Source organism: Aquibium sp. A9E412, assembly GCF_030398335.1.
Lineage (GTDB): Bacteria > Pseudomonadota > Alphaproteobacteria > Rhizobiales > Rhizobiaceae > A9E412.
Map to the genome: position 1 here is coordinate 1 of NZ_JAOAOP010000070.1, position 17695 is coordinate 17695.

A 17695-nucleotide genomic window follows, 5' to 3' on the forward strand; every position below is an offset into this window, starting at 1 on the left:
GCGGCGGGATGGCCGCGGCCGCACGCTGCGGGTTTACTCGCCGGCGCGCACGGCGTCGCGCGCGGCCAGCATCTCCTGGTAGAGGTTGACGCCGTCGGTCTCGCTGTCCCAGCGCTCCTTGAGGCCGGAGAAGGCGTCCTTGAGCGTGGCGATGTCCGCGTCGGAGAACTCCACCATGGTGTGCTCGGGATCGGCTTCCAGCCGCTCGAGCGACTCCTGGTTCTGGGCGTCGAGGTTCTCTGCCAGCACCTCGGAGAACCACATGCCGCGATACTTGTCGAAGGCGGCCTTGGCCTTCGGCGGCAGGCTCTCGTAGGTCTCCTTGCGCATCGGGAACATCACCGCCACGTTGCCGAGCGGCGCGTTGACGACGTGGTACTCGGCCGCGTCGGCGATGCGGAAGTTGAACATGTTGCCGATGTCCATCAGCGTGCCGTCGACGACGTTGCGCGAGATGTTCTCGGCGATCTGGGTCGCCGGCATGCCGCCCACGGGAACGCCGCCCATCGCGCTGACCACCGCGCCCTGCACCGGGCCGCCGGCGCGCAGCTTGAGCCCGGAGATGTCGTCGACCGAGGCGACCTCCGACTTGCTGTGCAGGTAGTACGGGCCGACCTCGGCGATGCCGACGAGCTCGAGATCGTCGAAGCCGCTGAACAGGCCCTTCTCGTAGAGCGCGTAGGCGGTCAGGCTGGCTTCGCGGGTCGACTCGAAGACGAAGGGCAGCTCGAACATCTCCAGTTCGGGAAAGCGGCCGGGCGTGTAGGAGGCGACCACCTCGGCGATGTCGACCACGCCGTCCTCGACCAGCTTGAGCTGGGTCGTCGGGCTGGCGCCGAGCGTGCCGCCGGGATAGTGCTCGATCTTCAGCGTGCCTTCGGAGGCCTCCTCGACCGCCTCGATGAAGGCCGGAATCGACAAGGCGTTCGTCTTGGTGCCGGGCGGGAAGGCGCTGGCGAATTTCAGCACCACGGGCGAGTCCGCCAGGGCCGGCTGTGCGAATGCTGCCCCGAGCACAACGGCGGCCATGGTCAGTCGTTTGATTGTTGTCATCGTCTCATCCCCTTTCGAGCTGACGCCTGCGGTTCAGGTAACCAGCCATTTTCGTATGACGTCGGAAACTATCGCGTCTGCGGGCGTCGTCCCTGAAATAGGTTTTGCGGAACTGGCCGATCACGAAAGACGAAGGCCCGACCGAAACCGTGTGCGGGCCGCCCTCCCCTGCCGTCGGCGCGGGCCGGTGGCAAGCCCTAGCTCTTCCACCGCTTGACGATCCCCGGATCGAGATCGAACAGGTCGAGCGCCCGGCCGACGGTGTGGTCGACCATCTCCTCGACCGTGTCGGGCCGCGGATAGAAGGCCGGCACCGGCGGCATGACGATGGCGCCCATCTCCGTCACGGCGACCATGTTGCGGCAATGGCCGAGATGCAGCGGCGTCTCGCGGAACAGCAGCACCAGCCGCCGCCGCTCCTTCAGGCTGACGTCGGCGGCGCGCGAGACCAGCGTGCCGCAGGCGCCCGAGGCGATCTCGCCCAGCGTCTTGGCCGAGCACGGCGCGACGAACATGCCGTCGACGCGGAACGAGCCGCTCGAGATGGCGGCGGCCACGTCGTCATTGGAATAGACGTGGTCGGCGCGCGCATGGATGTCGGCCTGCTTCATGTCGGTCTCGTGCGCCAGCGCGACGACGGCCGAGCGCGACATCACGAGATGGCTCTCGCAGCCGAGCGCGCGCAGCACCTCCAGAAGCCGGATGCCGTAGACGTGGCCGGAGGCCCCGGTGATCGCGACGATGTAGCGTTTGGTCATCTGCCCTCGCGACAGCCGATCTGCCTTTCACGGAAGCAAAGATCGGCTCCAACCTGTTGTTTTGACGCGTTTTCGGACGACAGGCCGGGGTCGACCTCGCCCGCAAACGTTCTAGTACGACTTAAGGTCGCGGCGCACCCGTTCGTAGACGTCCTGCGGCGGCCGGACGAATTCCGAGCGGCCGCCCGGCTCGCCGTCGCCCGGACGGGTGGTGGCGATCATGCCGATCTTGGTGACCACGAGGTCCTCGTGCACCGGATCGCAGCGGTCCGCCTTGACGCCCGGCAGCACGATCAGGTCCTCGTCGCCGCGGAAGCGCGCGGCGAGCGACCATTCGACCTGGCGCCAGTCCTCCGGGTCGACGTCGTCCTCGACGACGACGACCAGCTTGAGAAGGTTGACCGCGCCCATCGCCAAGAGCACCGCGCGCTTGCCCTCGCCGAGGCGCGGCTTGTGCATGGTGACGACGGCATGCAGCCGGCCCATGCCGCCCTCGGTGACGAAGACGCGGCGCACGGCCGGGATGGCGCGCTTGAGGTCGCGCGTCAGCGTCGCGCCGATCGACACCGCGCCGATCAGGCAGTGCTCGCGCGCATAGCCGGGCAGGATCGCCTGGTAGATGGCGTCCTTGCGGTGCGTCACGCAGGTCGCTTCGACGCCGATGCCGGGGCCGTAATAGACGTAGAAGCCGGGGAACTCCGACACCGCGCCTTCCTCGATCAGCTCGTCGGGCTTGAGCCGCCCCTCGATGACGATCTCGGCGTGGGCCGGCACCTCGAGGTCGACGGTCTTGCACCTGACGAGCTCGACCGGCGCGCCGAGCAGCGCTCCGGCGTTGTCGAACTCGTCCTCGCCGAGCTCGAGATAGAGCTGCGAGCCGAGCAGGACGGCGGCATGGTTGCCGATCGCCACCGCGATCTCGAGCTCGCGTCCGAGCCGGCGCGCCTTCTCGGCCATCTGCGCCAGATGGTGGTTCTTGGCGATGCCGGCCATCATGCGCACGCCGCCTTCCAGCCGCAGCCGGGCGATCGAGACGTTGCGCCGGCCGGTCTCCGGGTCGCGGGCGACGATGACGCCGGCGGTGATGTAGGGCGCGCCCTCCTTCTCGAACCAGTGCGGCACCGGCATCAGCGCGGCGATGTCGAAGGGCGCCCGGTGGACGACCTCCTGCACCGGCCCCGCCTCGACCATGACCGGCTTGACCGGCCGGCGCAGCGCAGCCAGGCAATGCGCGTCGAGCGCCGCCTCCTCGATGCCGAGCGCCTGGGCGAAGCGGGCGCGGCGGTTGTAGAGGTTGCCGACGACGGGCATGGCGTGGCCGTGCACGGTCTCGAAGAGCTGTGCGGCGCCGTCGTCGCGCAGCGACAGCACCGAGGCGATCTCGAAGCGCGGATCGACGGCGCGGCCGACGCGGTGCAGCCCGCCGCTTTCCTCCAGCGCCCGCAGGAAGCCGCGCATGCTCTGGTCGACGCTCATGCCCCCGCTCCGTTGCGGCCGCTCGTGTCGAGCCTGAAATGCCGGATGTCCTTGCGGCCGATCTCGTCGAAGGATTCCGCGTAGCCGGCATCGGCATAGCGCATGACGCCGGTCGCGGTGTCGTTGGTCAGCGTCAGCTCCAGCCGCTCGTCCGCCTCGGCCGAGCCGTCGGCGACCAGCGTCACGCCGGAGCTCGTCATGTAGCCGGAGTAGCCGCCGCCGCCGGAATGGATGGCCACCAGATCGGCCTGCGAGGCGCAGTTGACCAGCGCGTTGAGCAGCGGCCAGTCAGCGATGGCGTCGGAGCCGTCGCGCATGTTCTCCGTCATGATGTTGGGATGCGCCATGGCGCCGGCGTCGAGGTGGTCGCGGGTGAACGCGACCGGCCCCGCCAGCACGCCCTCGCGCACCATGCGGTTGACCGCCAGGCCGAGCTTCGTGCGGTCGCCGTGTCCCAGCCAGGCGATGCGCGCCGGCATGCCCTCGACCGGCACGTGCTTGCGCGCCAGCTTGATCCAGCGCGTCACGATGGTGTCGTGCTTGAAGGCGTCGAGCAGCCAGACGTCGATCTTGCGGATGTCCTCGGGATCGTTCGACAGCGCGATCCAGCGGAACGGACCGATGGCGCGCGCGAACAGCGGGCGCAGGAAGGCCTCGGTGAAGATCGGGATGTCGAACGCGTTCTCGACGCCGCCCTCCTTCGCATGGGTGCGGATCAGGTTGCCGTTGTCGAACACCACGGCCCCCGCCTTCTGGAAGCCCAGCATGGCACGGACGTGGCGCATGATCGAGCGGCGCGAGGCGTCCATCAGCCGGTCGGGCGCCTCGCGGCGCATGCGCCGCACGGTCTCCAGGTCGTAGTCGGCCGGAACGTAGCCGTAGATCAGGTCGTGCGCGGAGGTCTGGTCGGTGACGACGTCGGGCACGATGCCGCGCTCCAGCACCGCGGGAAAGACGTCGGCCGCGTTGGCGCACAGGCCGACCGACAACGGCTCGTTCCTCGCCCGCGCCTCGCCGATCAGCGCCAGCGCCTCGTCGAGCGTCTCGGCCCGGCGGTCGAGATAGCCGGCCTCGATGCGCTTTTCGATGCGCCGCGGATCGATCTCCACGCACAGGATGGCGGCGTTGGCCATGACGCCGGCCAGCGGCTGCGCGCCGCCCATGCCGCCGAGGCCCGCCGTCAGCACGAAGCGGCCGGCAAGGTCGCCGCCGAAGCGCTGCTCGGCGATGCGCATGAAGATCTCGTAGGTGCCCTGGATGACGCCCTGCGAGCCGATGTACTGCCAGTCGCCGGCCGTCAGCCCGCCCCAGCAGATCAGGTTCTCGTCCTGCCAGCGGTAGAAGTTCTCCGCCTTCGCCCACTGGCCGACCATGTTGCAGTTGGCCATTACCACGACCGGCGCCCGGGCGTGCGTGCGCACCACGCCGATCGGCTTGCCCGACTGGACGATCAGCGTCTCGCCGTCCTCGATGGTCTTCAGCGTCTCGACGATCCGGTCGTGCGACGGCCAGTCGCGCGCCGCGCGGCCGAGCGCGGCATAGACGATCAGGTTGTCGGGGTCCTCGCCGACGGCGAGCACGTTCTCCAGCAGGCGCAGCAGCCCTTCCTGACGCCAGCCCTTGCAGCGCAGCGTCGTGCCGCTCGTCACGGTGAAGTCTCGATGCATGACGGTCTCCTCGAGCGCTTCCAGGCGAAATGACAACCGGTTCGCCGCACGGAAGCGCATTGAAACAACGGGTTAGGGCCGATCCGCGATTCAGCGGACGAAAGAACGGCCCTAACCGAGCGCGTAGTCGGTCAGATTGATGCCGAGCGTCGCCTCGACGGACGGATAGACCGCCGGATCGGTGACGCTGGCCGAAAGCGGGATCACCGTCTTGGGCACGCGCAGCACCAGAAGCTCCATGCCCTCGACGACCTCGCCGACGCTCATCGGCACGCCGTCGCGGTCGAGCGTGGTGATGACGTCGGGATAGCCGGCGATACGCGCGCCGTGTCCGTCGTCGGCGGCCATGTACTCGTTCATGACGTGCAGCACGCAGGCGTCGCCGCCGCTGCCCAGATGGATGGTGCCGACGTCGAAGGCCTCGCTGGTGTAGACGACGTCCTTGCGCGTCACCTTGCCCTGGCCGATGATCTCGCCCTTCGTCTGCTTGCAGATCGCGTCGATCACCGCCGCGCCGCCGCGCGCCTCCGCCTTGATGATCGCCGCGCCGAGGTCGAGCGCCATCGAGATGCCGCCGAGCGCGGCATGCTCGCGGACATAGGCCGCCGGCACCGGGTTGCGGCACGAGGCGATGAAGCCGCCCGACATGTCGGAGGCGGTGCGCAGGATCGGCGACACCTTGGCGGTGGCGCCGCGCACCACGAGCTCGATATAGGCGTCGTTCGCGCGGTTGCCGCCGACCGCCGACTGGATCATCGGCTCGGGCGAGTTGGCCAGCCCGATCGAGCCCATGTCGCCGGTCGGATGGGCGCGGATGTCGCCGACCGCGTCGATCACCTTGGTGCCGAGGATCGCCGAGGGCAGCCAGGCGTTGAGCGTGCTCGATTTGCCGTTCTGGCCGATGATCAGGCCGAAGATCGGCGCGCCGAGCTCGTCCTCGACCATCTGCACGGCCTTAACGTAGTCGACGCCGAGCATCTGCCATTCGGTGGTGCCGGCCGGGGCGCCGATCGCGGCCGCCGTGGCGATCCACGCCTCGTCCGGCACCTCGTCCATCGACACCAGCTCGGGCTCGCCGGCGTTGACCGCCGCCGTTCCCAGCATGCGCCCGTGATCGGCCCAGCCGCCGCCGCCGGCCGCATAGACCGCACCGCCCTTGACCGCGGCCTCGACGTCCGCGGCTCTCAGTATCCGTTTCATCCGGCGTCGCTCCCTTCAGCTGCGTTCTGCCGGCGCTGCGCGTCCAGCCGCAGCACCGCATCGTGGATGACCGCCGCGCCGGCGGCGATCGCATCGGGTTCGGCCCATTCCTCGGGCGCGTGGCTGCGCCCCTCGCGGCACGGCACGAAGACCATGGCGCTCGGCGCGACATGCGCCATGAAGGCGGCGTCGTGCCCGGCGCCGGAGGCCATTGCCCGGTACGAATAGCCCAGCGCCTCGGCGCTTTGCGACAGCAGCGCCTGCAGCCCCGCGTCGCAGGGCGACGGGTCGGTGTCGGACAGAAGCGCCCAGCGCGCCCGCTCGACGCGGCACGCGGCGGCGATCTCGCCGCTGCGCGCATCGAGCGCGGCCAGGAAGCGCTCGGTCGCCGCGTGGTCCTCGGCGCGGATGTCGACGACGAGCCGGGCCCGGCCCGGCACCACGTTGGCCGCGTTCGGCGCCTGCTCGACGATGCCGGTGGTGGCGACGAAGTGGCCGTTGCCGCCGGCCGCCGCCTCGCCGGCCGCCTCGGCGACGAAGGCGGCGGTCATGGCGCCGGCCAGCCCGGCGTCGCGGCGCAGGTCCATCGGCGTCGTGCCGGCGTGGTCGGCGCGCCCCTCGAAAACGATCTCGACGCGGGCGATGCCGGCGATGCCGGTGACCAGGCCGAGGTCGATGCGGTTCTGCTCCAGGACGATGCCCTGCTCGATATGCAGCTCGAAGAAGCCGACGATGTCGTCGCGCCGCGCCGCGGCGAGCCGGGCCGGATCGCCGCCGACGCGGCGGATCGCCTGGTCGAGGCGCTCGCCGGCCGGGTCGCGGTAGGCGAGCTGCGCCTCCGTCAGCCGCCCGGTCATGGCGCGGCTGCCGACGCAGGACAGCCCGAATTCGCTCGGCTCCTCGGCGAGGAAGTCGACGATCTCGATGGCGCAGTCGAGCCGCCGGCCCGCCGCGCGCAGCGAGCGCACGATCTCGAGCGCCACGATGACGCCGGCCACGCCGTCGAAGCGGCCGCCGGCCGGCACGGTGTCGGAATGCGAGCCGATCATGATGGTGCCGGCGTCGCCGCGCGCGCCGTCGAGCCGGCCGATCAGATTGCCGCCGGCATCGGTCCTGACGGCGAGCCCGGCCGCCGCGAAGCGCTTGGCGAGCCAGTCGCGTCCTTCGAGGAACAGCGGCGAGAAGGAGCGCCGGGTGTAGGGCCTGTCCGGCTCGGTGATGGTGCCGAGCGCCATCAAGTCGGCCCACAGCCGGCCGCCGTCGACCGGCAGGTTGCCGCGCCGCGCGCTCATCGCGCGGCCCCTGCCGTGAGCGCCCGGGCCGGCGTGACGAAGCGGCCGGCGCCCGGCTCGGCCAGCACCCGGGTGCCGTCGAAGACCATCTCGCCGCGCTGGAAGGTGGCGACGGCGCAGTGCTGCAGCGCCATGTCCTGATAGGGGCTCCAGCCGACGACGTTGTGGCCGCTGGCGGCGGCGTCGTAGCGCCGCGGATCGTGCGCCATGACGACGACGTCGGCGTCGCGGCCGGGCTCGAGCGCGCCCTTGCGGTGGCCGATGCGGAACAGCCGCGCCGGATTGGCGGCGAGAAGCCGCGCCGCCCAGACCGGGCTCAGGCCGCGCTTCGTCAGGCCGTCGAGAAGCAGCGTGTAGAGCACCTCCAGGCCCGGCACGCCGGAGGCGTTGTCGAGCATGACGGGATCGCTCTTGCGGTCCTCCGACCAGCTCACATGGTCGGTCGACACGACGGTGACGTTGCCGGCGGCCAGATGGCGCCACAGCGCCTCGACCTCGGCCCGCGCGCGGACCGGCGGGTTGATCTTGGCCTTGCCGCCGAGCCGGGCGACGTCCTGTTCCTCGTCGAGCACGAGATAGTGGATGCAGGCCTCGATGGTGGCGTCGTGGCCGCGCGCGCGATGGTCCTGGCACAGCTCGTAGCCACGGCCGATCGAGCAGTGCACGATGTGCGCCGCGCAGCCCGTCGCCGCGCCGATCTCGTAGACCTCGGCGGTCGCCAGCGCCTCGGCCAGCGCCGGCCGCGCCAGGCCGTGCGCGCGGTGGTCGGTGATGCCGGCGGCCCGCACCGCGGCCTCGGCGGCGCGCACCACCTCGTCGTTCTCGTTGTGCGCGCCGGCGGCCAGCCCGTGCCGGGCGATCTCGGCGAAGCAGGCCTGCAGCATGTGCGGCGGAATGCGCGGAAAGCGCTGCGGATGGGTGCCGAAGGTGGAGAACTTGAAGGCGGCCGCGCCGGCCTCGACCATCTCGGCGATGTGGCGCGGGCCGTCCTCGGGATGCACCGTGCCGTAGAGCGCGAAGTCGACGCGCGCCTGCTCGCCCGCCTCGCGCGCCTTGGTCGCCAGCCGCTCGCCGGTGCAGATCAGCACGCCGTCGTCATAGGGCATGTCGACGATCGTCGTCACGCCGCCGGCCGCCGCCGCGCGCGTCGACCAGACGAAATCCTCCTGGCCGCGCTGCGAGCGCGAATGGACCTGGGCATCGATGGCGCCGGGCAGGACGTAGGCCCCGCCGAAATCCTGGCGCTCGCGCGCCGCCGGCGGCGCGCCCTCGCCGACGCGCTCGACCAGCCCGCCGCGGATCGCCACGTAGCCGTTCTCCCGCACGCGGTCCGCGCCGACGACGCGCCCGGTGATGATCAGATCGAAGTCGCTCATGGATCCTCCTGGACCGGCGGAGGATCGGGAAAGTTGGCGCCACGCGACAATCGTTTTCGCCGAAGTCGATCATACCGGATCGCGAACTCCGGCGCGTGGCGGCCGACCGCCCCCGGCCCGGACGCCGGCGGGCACGGCGACGGCAGAAAGTTCGCAAATATGTTTACAGGAATGTTGACAATCCTGCCGACGTTCCAGCACCCTAAGGGTCTCTGAGGGAGGAGACATGAGCGGCAAGACGGACCGGCCCGAGCATGCCGAGGGGGGACGCTGGGAGGTGTCCGCGCTTCTGGCGGAGCTGCGCCGGCGCATCTCCGAGCACGAGATCCCGCCGGGCGGAAAGCTCAAGGAGCAGGAGCTCGCGCAGGAGTTCGGCATCTCCCGCACGCGCGTTCGCGAGGCGCTCGCGGCGCTCGAGACCCGCGGCCTGGTCGAGCGCATCCCCAACCGCGGCGCGATCGTGCGGCGGTTCGAGCTCGGCCAGGTGTTCGAGATCTACGACGTGCGCGAGGTGCTCGAGGGCCTCGCCGTGCGGCGCGCCGTGGAGAACGCGGATCCGGGCGTGTGGACGGCCTTCCTCGAGGAATGCGACGCCGAGTTCGAGCGGCGCATCACGTCGGGCCAGATCGAGCTCTACGAGACCTACTTCAACCGCCTGCGCAAGACGATCATCGAGGCGGCCGCCAATCCGGTGCTCAAGGCGATGCTCGACAGCGTCCAGGACCAGACGCAGATCATCATGCGCCGCGTCCTGGTGCTGCCGGGGCGCGTCGAGCACGGCCTGACCAACCTGCGGCGCCTGCTCGAGGCGATGGCCGCCGGCAGGGCCGAGGAGGCCGAGCAGCTCCGGCGCCTCGGCATTAGGAGCGCCATCGAGGACCTGAAACGCTACCAGAGGTTCGTGCTGTGACCGCCGCCGCAGACCCCATGCATCGCATCCCCCGCGCCGCGCTGGAGGACTGGACGGCCGCCATGCTGGCCGGCGCTGGCGTGCCGCGCGGCGATGCCGCCCTGGCGGCTCGGGTGCTCGTGCGCACTGATGCGCGCGGCTACAAGACGCACGGCGTGGCGCGCCTCAAGAGCTATCTGGAAAAGCTCGCCTCCGGCGAGGTCGCCGGCGCCGCGACGCCCGACGTCTCGACCGCCGGGGCGCTGCTGCGCTACGACGCCGGCGGCATGCTCGGCCAGGTCGCCGGACCGCGCGCGGTCGAGGCGGCCGTCGATCTGGCGCGCAGCCAGCCGGTCGTCGCCTGCCAGCTGCAGGATTCCGGCCATCTCGGCGCGCTCGGCGTCAACCTGCTCGGCGCCGCGGAAGCCGGCATGGTGGCGCTGATGTTCCAGGCGACGCCGCCGATCATCGGCGCCCCCGGCGCCAGGGCGGCGCTGATCGGCAACAACCCGCTGGCGATGGCCGCGCCGCGGCCGAACGGGCCGCCGGTCGTCGTCGACATGGCCTGCTGCGTCGCCGCGCGCGGCAACATCCTGCTCGCCGCGCGCGAGGGCGACCCGATTCCCGCAGGCTGGGCGCTCGACGCCGACGGCGCGCCGACCACCGACGCGCAGGCTGCGCTGCTCGGCACGCTGCTGCCCTTCGGCGGGCACAAGGGCCTGGCGCTGGCCATGATCGTCGAGGTTCTCGCCGGCAGCCTGGCCGGCGCCACCTTTCGCAAGAGCCTCAACGAGGGCGGCGCCGCGCGCAGCGGCACCGGCCACCTCAACGCGCTGATCCTGGTGCTCAATCCCGAGCTCATGCAGGGCCGCGACGCCTACGACGCCCACATCGCCGCCTGGACGGCCCATTTCGCCGAGGAGGGCGGCGCGGACGCGCGCATCCCCGGCGAGCGCGCGCTCGAGGCCGAGCGCCGCGCCGAGCGCGACGGCGTCCCGCTGATGGCCGCCATCGTCCGCGAGCTGACCGCCGCCGGCGAGGCCGCCGGTCTCCCCTTCCCCGCCGCGCCGGGCGGCGGAACCCCATGAACAGGCCATCGAAGGAGTGCCAGATGACACGGGCGATCGTGCTCAACCCGAACGACAACGTCGCGACGCTGATCGACGACGCGGCCGCAGGCGCCGAGGCGGAGCTGACCGGCGAAGGCAGCGGAACGATCACCATCCTGGCCGACATCCCCTACGGGCACAAATGCGCCGTCGTCGCGCTCAAGAGCGGCACCGACATCCTGAAATACGGCCAGGTGATCGGCCGGGCGACGGCCGACATCGCCGTCGGAGATCACGTCCATATCCACAATGTGGAGGCGCTGCGCGCCCGCGGCGACCGCTGAACAGGAGGCAACACGTTGAATTTTCTCGGATATGAGCGGCCCGACGGTCAGGTGGGCCTGCGCAACTATGTCGGCGTGGTCTCCGTCATGGACAACTGCAACTCGGTGACGCGCGCCGTCGCCGCGGCCGTCCAGGGCACCGTGCCGGTGACCACGCTCTTCGTGCGCGGCCAGCTCGGCCGCGACCTGGAGATCGCCTACGACACGCTGGCCGGGCTCGCCCGCAACCCCAATCTCGCCGGCATCGTGCTGATCGGGCTCGAGCCGGTGACCAGCGAGGAGGTGGCCCAGCGCATCCGCCCCTGCGGCAAGCCGCTCGAGGTCGTCAACATCCAGCTCGTCGGCGGCACCATCGAGGCCACCGCCCGGGCGACCCGCCACGCCGCCCGCATGGTGCGCGAGGCCAGCCGCCAGCGCCGCACCAGCCAGCCGCTGTCCAAGCTCACCGTCGGCGTCGAGTGCGGCGGCTCCGACACCACGTCCGGGCTCGCCTCGAACCCGTCGATCGGCGTCGTCGCCGACCACATCGTGGAGGGCGGCGGCAAGGTGGTCATCTCAGAGACGTCGGAGTTCTTCGGCGCCGAGCACGTCTTCGCCGAGCGCGCCGTCAGCGAGGAGGTCGGCAGGCAGTTCCTCGATTCCGTCCTCGGCTTCGAGAAGGAGGTGATGGCCCGCGGCCTCGACCTGCGCGGCGCCAATCCGTCGAAGGACAACATCCGCGGCGGCCTGACGACCATCGAGGAAAAGGCGCTCGGCGCCATGGCGAAGGCCGGCACCAGCCCGCTGGTCGGCGTGCTCGACTACGGCCGCGCGCCGCGCGAGCCCGGCCTGCACTTCATGGCGACGCCCGCCCCGGCGGTCGAATCGCTGACCGGGCTGGCCGCCGGCGGCTGCCAGCTCATCCTCTTTTCGACCGGCGTCGGCAATCCGATCGGCAGCATGGTGGCGACCACCGTCAAGGTCTCCGGCAACCGCAACACGGTCGCCAACTTCAGCGACAACATCGACTTCGACGTCTCGCCGGTGATCGAGAGCGGCGAGCCGCTGCGCGAGGCCGGCGACCGGCTTTTGGGCTTCGCGCTCGAGGTGGCCTCCGGCGCGCTGACCACCTCGGAGGTTCTCAACGTCCGCGAGACGGCCATCAGCCGCTTCGAACCGTCGATGTGACGGCGCCACGACGGGGGCCTTCCCGCCGCTCCGAGACGGCGGGAAGGGTTTCACGACGTCTCGGAACAACGAAAACGTGGAGGAGCAAACCCATGACCATCGACACCATTCTCAGGCCCGCGGGCACGGCGCTTGCCGCCGCGGCGCTCGGCCTCATGGGGCTCGCGGGCCAGGCGGCGGCGCAGACCGAGGAGATCGGCATGCGCTGCGCGCCGTTCGGCTCGATCATGTACACCGTCGGCAACGCGATCCAGGATCTGACCGAGAAGCGCCATCCCACGCTGCGCATCGTCAACGCGGAAGGCCCCGGCTCGACCGCGGTGACCGTCAACATGATGGCCGGCGGCGAGTGGGCGCAGACCGTCGGCTGCACCAGCGTGCTCGACTACGTCTATGCCGAGCAGGGCGTCGAGCCGTTCTTCGACGAGCCCCACCCGGACGTCCGCGACCAGGTCAAGGTGCTGTTCAACGGCTTCTACGGCGCCATCGGCATCCTGACGACGGACCCCGCCATCGAATCGGCGACCGACCTCGACGGCCGCACCCTCGCGCTCGGCCGCCGCGCCCAGGCCCACTGGGGCGGCCTGCCGGCGCTGTTCCTCGAGAGCGGGCTGCCGGACGTCAAGCCGGAGATGGAGTTCATGGGCACGACGCCCTCGCACGAGGCGCTGCCGGAAGGGCGGGCCGACGCGATCATCTCGCAGCTCGTGATGACGCCCGACGGCACGCAGGCCTTCAAGCCAGGCGTCGTCAGCCAGCTCTTCGCCTCCGGCCAGGAGATCCACCTCGTCGGCTTCCCCGAGGAGGCGTTCGAGCGCGCCGCCGAGGTCGGCCTCACCTTCCGCGCCATGACGGTCGACAAGACCATCGTGCCCGAGGCGGCGTCGGACCGGTCGGTGAAGTGGATCTACTCGCCCGCCTCGATCGCCGTGCACAAGGACTTTCCCGAGGAGACGGCCTACGAGCTGACCAAGTTCATGATCGAGAACGCCGAGGCGCTGCCGACCTATGCGGCGACGCTGAGCGTGATCGCCACGACCGAGGGCCTGCTCGGCGACTGGAAGGCGGAGGACCTGCATCCCGGCGCCGCGCGCGCCTTCCGCGAAGCGGGCGCGCTCGAGTAGCCGGCGCGACCGGCCGGCGGGCGGGCGCTGCCGCGCCCGCGGCCGGCATCCCTCAGCCCGCCGAAGGACCCGGGAGAGAGCCACGAACATGATGTCACGCGTCGCGGCCGCGCTGGCCTTGCTGGCGGCTCTCTACCATCTCTACTTCGCCTACGAGCGGCCGTTCACCGAGGGCGAGCACGCGATCATCCATGTCGGCTTCGCCGCCCTGCTGGTCGGGCTCGACCAGGCGATCCGGCGCACCGGCGTGCTGCGGCTCCTGGCGGTCGCCTGCCTCGTCGCCTCGGTCGCCGCCAGCGCCTATCTCTTCACGGTCACCGAGGACCTGGAGCTGCGCTTCGGCATCGGCCTGCGCACGCCGCAGCTCTATGCCGGCATCGCCATCATGGCCGCCGTCATCATCCTGTGCTGGATGGAATGGGGCCTCGTCATCGCCGCGATGGCGGTGGTCGGGCTGCTCTACTTCTTCCTCGGCGACAACATCAGCGGCCCCCTGCAGGCCGCCTCGCACCCCTCCTTCGACTACGCGATGACCTTCCTGATCTCGTCCGGCGGCAGCGGGCTCTACGGGCAGATCACGCCGATCTCGGCCAACATCATCTTCCTGTTCATGCTGTTCGGCGCGCTGCTCGCCTCGACCGGCGTCACCCGCCTGTTCATGGAGCTCGGCAACTGGATGGGCCGGCTGCTGCGCGGCGGCGCGGCGGTCACCTGCGTGGTGTCGAGCTCGCTCCTGGGAACGGTCACCGGAGCGACCGTCGCCAACGTCGCCATTACCGGCATCTTCACGATCCCGACGATGAAGCGGCAGGGCTTTCGCGCCCGCGACGCCGGCGCCGTCGAGGCGGTCGCCTCGTGCGGCGGCCAGGTGCTGCCGCCGGTGATGGGCGCCGGCGCCTTCATCATGGCCGCCTATCTCGGCATCAGCTACATCGAGATCGCCGCCCGGGCGCTGGTGCCGGCGCTGATGTTCTACGGCGGCATGCTGATCGCCATCTTCTTCCTCGTGCGCAAGACGGGCCGCATCGCCGAGAGCGAGCCGCCCGACTTCGCCGTGATCCGCAGCGAGATCGTCCCGTTCGCCGTGCCGCTGACGGCACTCGTCTACTTCCTCGTCCAGGGCTATTCCGCGACCACCTCGGTGGTCATCGCGGTGGCCTCCGTCGTCGCCGTCACCCTGCTGCGCCCGACCACCTGGCGCTCCGCCGACGGGATGAGGAAGGCGCTCGGCGCGCTGGTGCGCGGCCTCGTCACCGGCGCCCAGCAGGGCGCCGCGCTCGCCATCGTCACGGCCGCCATCTCGCTGGTGGCGCAGTCGCTGGTCACCACCGCGCTCGGCCCGAAATTCGCCAGCGCGCTCGCCGGCCTGGTCGGCGAGCAGCACTTCCTCGCCCTGCTCATCGTCATGTTCGCCTCCATCCTGCTCGGCTGCGGCCTGCCGACGGTGGCCGCCTACACCATGGTGGCGATCATGATGGTTCCGGCGCTGCGCAACATCGGCATCGATCCGCTGGCCGCGCACATGTTCGTCTACTACTTCGCCGTCTACGCCGCGGTGACGCCGCCGGTGGCCACGGCCGCGATGGTGGCGAGCCGCATCGCCGAGACCAGCTTCTGGGGCACCGCCTGGGCCTCGATGCGGCTGATGGCCGGGCCGCTGCTGCTGCCCTTCCTGTTCGTCTATCGCAGCGACGTGCTGGCCTTTCCGCCCAGCCCGGCGAGCCTCGCCCTGCCGCTTCTGGCCTGGCTGATCGCCACGGTCGCGCTGCTGATCGTCACCGTGCGCCATCTGCTGGTGCCCACGACGATGCTGGAGACGGTGGCGGCCGGCCTTGCCGCCGCGCTCGCCTGCCTGTGGCTGGTCGACGGCGCGACGGGCAGCCTCGCGGCGGCCGCCGCGCTCATCCTGATCGTCGTGGCGCTGCAGGTCCGGCGCAGGCCGGTCGAGGCGACGCCGGCGCCGTGACCGGCGCGGCCGCGCGGCGCCGCTCAGCCGCCCAGCGGAAAGTGACAGGCCACCCGCGTGCCGCCGACGTCGCGCAGCGCCGGCGCGGCCTCGCGGCAGCGCGCCTCCGCGCGCGGGCAACGCGCGGCGAAGGTGCAGCCGGCGGGCAGCCGGAACGGGCTCGGCGGATCGCCGCGCGGCACGTGCTGGCGCGCCGTGCGGGCGCTCTTGCGCCGGGCGAGCGACGGCGCCGCGGCGAGCAGCGTGGCGGTGTAGGGGTGGCGCGGCTGGCCGAACAGGCTGGCGCGGTCGGCCTGTTCGACGATCTGGCCGAGATACATCACCGCGACGTCGTCGCAGATGTGCTGCACCACGCCGAGATCGTGCGAGATGAACAGATAGGACAGGCCGCGCTCGTCCTGCAGGCGGCGCAGCAGGTTGAGGATCTGCGCCTGGATCGCCACGTCGAGCGCCGACACCGGCTCGTCGCAGACGACCACCTGCGGGTTGGTCGCCAGCGCCCGCGCGATGGCGATGCGCTGGCGCTGGCCGCCGGAGAACTGGTGCGGAAACAGGTCGAGCTGGTCGTGCCGCAAGCCGACCTCGCGCACCAGCTCGGCCACGCGCGCCTCGCGCGCGGCCATGCTCTCGCCGCCGCGCATCAGGTCGAGCGGCTCGCGCACGATCGTGCGCACGCGGTCGCGCGGATTGAGCGATGAATAGGGATCCTGGAAGATCACCTGCACGTTGCGCCGCTCCGCGCGCATCGCCTCGGCGTCCAGCTTCAGCAGATCGCGGCCGCGAAACAGCACCTCCCCCTCCGCCGCGGCGAGCAGGCGGATCGCCGCCATCGCCGTCGTCGTCTTGCCCGACCCCGATTCGCCGACCAGGCCGAGCGTCCGGCCCGGCTGCAGCGCGAAGGACACGTCCCTGACCGCGCGCAGATGGCTGCGCCGGGCAAAGAGGGTCGGCTTCGGCAGCGCGAAGCGGACCGACAGCCGCCGCACGTCGAGCACGGGTTCGTCCGGCGCCCGCGGCATCACGCGATCTCCCTTTCGGCCGCATGGCAGGCGACCCGGTGGCCGCTCCGCGTCAGCACGGGCCGTTCGTTGCGGCAGCGCGCGTGGACGAGCGGGCAGCGCTCGGCGAACGCACAGCCGGCCGGCAGCGCGTGCAGCGGCGGCACGACGCCGGGGATCTCGCTGAGCGGCGGCGGCCGCTGCGCTGCGCCGGCCTGCTTGCCGAGCACGGGGATGCAGTCGATCAGGCCGCGCGTGTAGGGATGCAGCGGCCGGTCGAGGATGGCGTCGGCGCTGCCCTGCTCGACGACGCGGCCGGCATACATCACCGCCACCCGGTCGGCCATCTCGGCGATCGCCCCCATGTCGTGGGTGATCAGCATGATCGCGGCGCCGATCTCGGCCTGGATGCGCTCCATCAGCTCGAAGATCTGCGCCTGCACGGTGACGTCGAGCGCCGTGGTCGGCTCGTCGGCGATCAGCACCTTGGGCCGGCAGGAGATCGCGATGGCGATCATGACGCGCTGGCGCATGCCGCCCGACAGTTCGTGCGGATAGGCGCCGACGCGCCGCTCGGCATCGGGCAGCCCCACCGTGCGCAGCAGGTCCACCGCCATCGTCCGCGCGGCCGACGGCGCGACGTCCTGGTGCAGCAGGATCGCCTCGACGATCTGCTCGCCCACCGTGAACACCGGGTTGAGGCTCGTCATCGGCTCCTGGAAGATCATCGCCACGTCGCGCCCGCGCAGCGCGCACATGCGGCGCTCGGAGGCCTGCGCGATGTCCTCGCCGGCGAACAGGATGCGGCCGCCGGCGATCCGGCCGGGCGGATTGGGCACCAGCCCCATCACCGCCAGGGCGGTCATCGACTTGCCGCAGCCCGATTCGCCGACCACGCCGAGCGTCTCGCCGGCGAACAGGTCGAGATCGATCCCGTCGAGCGCGTTGACCGTGCCGTTGCGCGTCTCGAACGCCACCTCGAGGCCGCGGATCGACAGCACCGGCTCCGGGGCGGCTTGCGTGTCCGGCATCAGCGCTGCCTCAGCTTCGGGTTGAAGGCGTCGTTGAGGCCGTCGCCGACCAGGCTGATCGCCAGCACCGACAGGAAGATGGCGAGACCGGGAAACGTCACCGGCCACCAGGCGTCGAGAATGTAGACGCGGTTGGCGCCGATCATCAGGCCCCAGCTCATCGTGTTGGGATCGCCGAGGCCGAGGAAGGAGAGCCCCGCCTCGAACAGGATCGCCACGCCGACCGTCAGCGTCGCCGAGACGATCAGCGGCGGCAGCGCGTTGGGCAGGATGACGCGGCGCATGATGCGCCCGTCGCGCGCGCC

General features: G+C 71.1%; 16 protein-coding genes. 6 read left to right on the forward strand and 10 right to left on the reverse strand.

From position 1 onward, the window contains the following. Positions 1-33: 33 nt before the first annotated feature. From N1F89_RS17710 to N1F89_RS17740, 7 genes are all read right to left on the reverse strand, one after another. On the reverse strand, positions 34-1053 hold the full coding sequence (locus tag N1F89_RS17710) for a TRAP transporter substrate-binding protein (protein WP_290085730.1): 1020 nt from the start codon (positions 1051-1053) through the stop codon (positions 34-36). 197 nt (positions 1054-1250) lie between these two features. Next, positions 1251-1811: a UbiX family flavin prenyltransferase gene (locus N1F89_RS17715; RefSeq protein WP_290085731.1), complete on the reverse strand. Its 561-nt coding sequence runs from the start codon at positions 1809-1811 to the stop codon at positions 1251-1253. 111 nt (positions 1812-1922) lie between these two features. Beyond that, positions 1923-3287, reverse strand: a complete 1365-nt coding sequence (locus tag N1F89_RS17720) for a UbiD family decarboxylase (protein WP_290085732.1) — start codon at positions 3285-3287, stop codon at positions 1923-1925. Beyond that, positions 3284-4954 carry a urocanate hydratase gene (locus N1F89_RS17725; RefSeq protein WP_290085733.1) on the reverse strand — a complete coding sequence of 557 codons (1671 nt, stop codon included), beginning with the start codon at positions 4952-4954 and terminating at the stop codon, positions 3284-3286. Before N1F89_RS17725 ends, N1F89_RS17720 begins: the two co-directional genes overlap by 4 nt. Before the next feature lie 111 nt (positions 4955-5065). Further along, positions 5066-6154, reverse strand: a complete 1089-nt coding sequence (locus N1F89_RS17730; RefSeq protein ID WP_290085734.1) for a DUF917 family protein — start codon at positions 6152-6154, stop codon at positions 5066-5068. Then, on the reverse strand, positions 6151-7446 hold the full coding sequence (locus tag N1F89_RS17735) for a Zn-dependent hydrolase (RefSeq protein WP_290085735.1): 1296 nt from the start codon (positions 7444-7446) through the stop codon (positions 6151-6153). Before N1F89_RS17735 ends, N1F89_RS17730 begins: the two co-directional genes overlap by 4 nt. Beyond that, complete coding sequence (locus N1F89_RS17740; RefSeq protein ID WP_290085736.1) at positions 7443-8822, reverse strand: amidohydrolase family protein; 1380 nt, start codon at positions 8820-8822, stop codon at positions 7443-7445. Before N1F89_RS17740 ends, N1F89_RS17735 begins: the two co-directional genes overlap by 4 nt. A 226-nt stretch (positions 8823-9048) precedes the next feature. Here N1F89_RS17740 and N1F89_RS17745 point away from each other — a divergent pair, with 226 nt between their 5' ends. The 6 genes from N1F89_RS17745 (at position 9049) to N1F89_RS17770 (ending at position 15361) form a co-directional block, all read left to right on the forward strand. Next, on the forward strand, positions 9049-9732 hold the full coding sequence (locus tag N1F89_RS17745) for a GntR family transcriptional regulator (RefSeq protein ID WP_290085737.1): 684 nt from the start codon (positions 9049-9051) through the stop codon (positions 9730-9732). A gap of 17 nt (positions 9733-9749) precedes the next feature. Continuing rightward, complete coding sequence (locus N1F89_RS17750; protein WP_290085738.1) at positions 9750-10799, forward strand: Ldh family oxidoreductase; 1050 nt, start codon at positions 9750-9752, stop codon at positions 10797-10799. 23 nt (positions 10800-10822) lie between these two features. Continuing rightward, a complete protein-coding gene (locus tag N1F89_RS17755) occupies positions 10823-11104 on the forward strand; it encodes a UxaA family hydrolase (RefSeq protein ID WP_290085739.1) in 282 nt (93 codons plus the stop codon). Positions 11105-11119: 15 nt separating this feature from the next. After that, positions 11120-12271 (forward strand): UxaA family hydrolase, encoded by a 1152-nt coding sequence (locus N1F89_RS17760; protein WP_290085740.1) that lies wholly within the window; start codon positions 11120-11122, stop codon positions 12269-12271. A 92-nt stretch (positions 12272-12363) separates the two neighbouring features. Further along, positions 12364-13395 carry a TAXI family TRAP transporter solute-binding subunit gene (locus N1F89_RS17765; RefSeq protein WP_290085741.1) on the forward strand — a complete coding sequence of 344 codons (1032 nt, stop codon included), beginning with the start codon at positions 12364-12366 and terminating at the stop codon, positions 13393-13395. Between the two features lie 88 nt (positions 13396-13483). Further along, positions 13484-15361, forward strand: coding sequence for a TRAP transporter fused permease subunit (locus N1F89_RS17770; RefSeq protein WP_290085742.1), 1878 nt, complete (start codon positions 13484-13486; stop codon positions 15359-15361). Positions 15362-15384: 23 nt separating this feature from the next. Here N1F89_RS17770 and N1F89_RS17775 read toward each other — a convergent pair whose 3' ends face one another. From N1F89_RS17775 to N1F89_RS17785, 3 genes are all read right to left on the reverse strand, one after another. Continuing rightward, positions 15385-16380: an oligopeptide/dipeptide ABC transporter ATP-binding protein gene (locus tag N1F89_RS17775; protein WP_290085743.1), complete on the reverse strand. Its 996-nt coding sequence runs from the start codon at positions 16378-16380 to the stop codon at positions 15385-15387. After that, positions 16380-17390, reverse strand: a complete 1011-nt coding sequence (locus N1F89_RS17780; RefSeq protein WP_290085744.1) for an ABC transporter ATP-binding protein — start codon at positions 17388-17390, stop codon at positions 16380-16382. Before N1F89_RS17780 ends, N1F89_RS17775 begins: the two co-directional genes overlap by 1 nt. Beyond that, a partial coding sequence (locus N1F89_RS17785) for an ABC transporter permease subunit (RefSeq protein ID WP_290085745.1) occupies positions 17390-17695 on the reverse strand: 306 nt, incomplete at its 5' end. The genes N1F89_RS17785 and N1F89_RS17780, both read right to left, overlap by 1 nt.

Coding starts and splice junctions, on each gene's coding strand:
- N1F89_RS17710 (WP_290085730.1), bottom strand. CDS start 1,053: ATGACAACAATCAAACGACTGACCATGGCCGCCGTTGTGCTCGGGGCA.
- N1F89_RS17715 (WP_290085731.1), bottom strand. CDS start 1,811: ATGACCAAACGCTACATCGTCGCGATCACCGGGGCCTCCGGCCACGTC.
- N1F89_RS17720 (WP_290085732.1), bottom strand. CDS start 3,287: ATGAGCGTCGACCAGAGCATGCGCGGCTTCCTGCGGGCGCTGGAGGAA.
- N1F89_RS17725 (WP_290085733.1), bottom strand. CDS start 4,954: ATGCATCGAGACTTCACCGTGACGAGCGGCACGACGCTGCGCTGCAAG.
- N1F89_RS17730 (WP_290085734.1), bottom strand. CDS start 6,154: ATGAAACGGATACTGAGAGCCGCGGACGTCGAGGCCGCGGTCAAGGGC.
- N1F89_RS17735 (WP_290085735.1), bottom strand. CDS start 7,446: ATGAGCGCGCGGCGCGGCAACCTGCCGGTCGACGGCGGCCGGCTGTGG.
- N1F89_RS17740 (WP_290085736.1), bottom strand. CDS start 8,822: ATGAGCGACTTCGATCTGATCATCACCGGGCGCGTCGTCGGCGCGGAC.
- N1F89_RS17745 (WP_290085737.1), top strand. CDS start 9,049: ATGAGCGGCAAGACGGACCGGCCCGAGCATGCCGAGGGGGGACGCTGG.
- N1F89_RS17750 (WP_290085738.1), top strand. CDS start 9,750: ATGCATCGCATCCCCCGCGCCGCGCTGGAGGACTGGACGGCCGCCATG.
- N1F89_RS17755 (WP_290085739.1), top strand. CDS start 10,823: ATGACACGGGCGATCGTGCTCAACCCGAACGACAACGTCGCGACGCTG.
- N1F89_RS17765 (WP_290085741.1), top strand. CDS start 12,364: ATGACCATCGACACCATTCTCAGGCCCGCGGGCACGGCGCTTGCCGCC.
- N1F89_RS17770 (WP_290085742.1), top strand. CDS start 13,484: ATGATGTCACGCGTCGCGGCCGCGCTGGCCTTGCTGGCGGCTCTCTAC.
- N1F89_RS17775 (WP_290085743.1), bottom strand. CDS start 16,380: ATGCCGCGGGCGCCGGACGAACCCGTGCTCGACGTGCGGCGGCTGTCG.
- N1F89_RS17780 (WP_290085744.1), bottom strand. CDS start 17,390: ATGCCGGACACGCAAGCCGCCCCGGAGCCGGTGCTGTCGATCCGCGGC.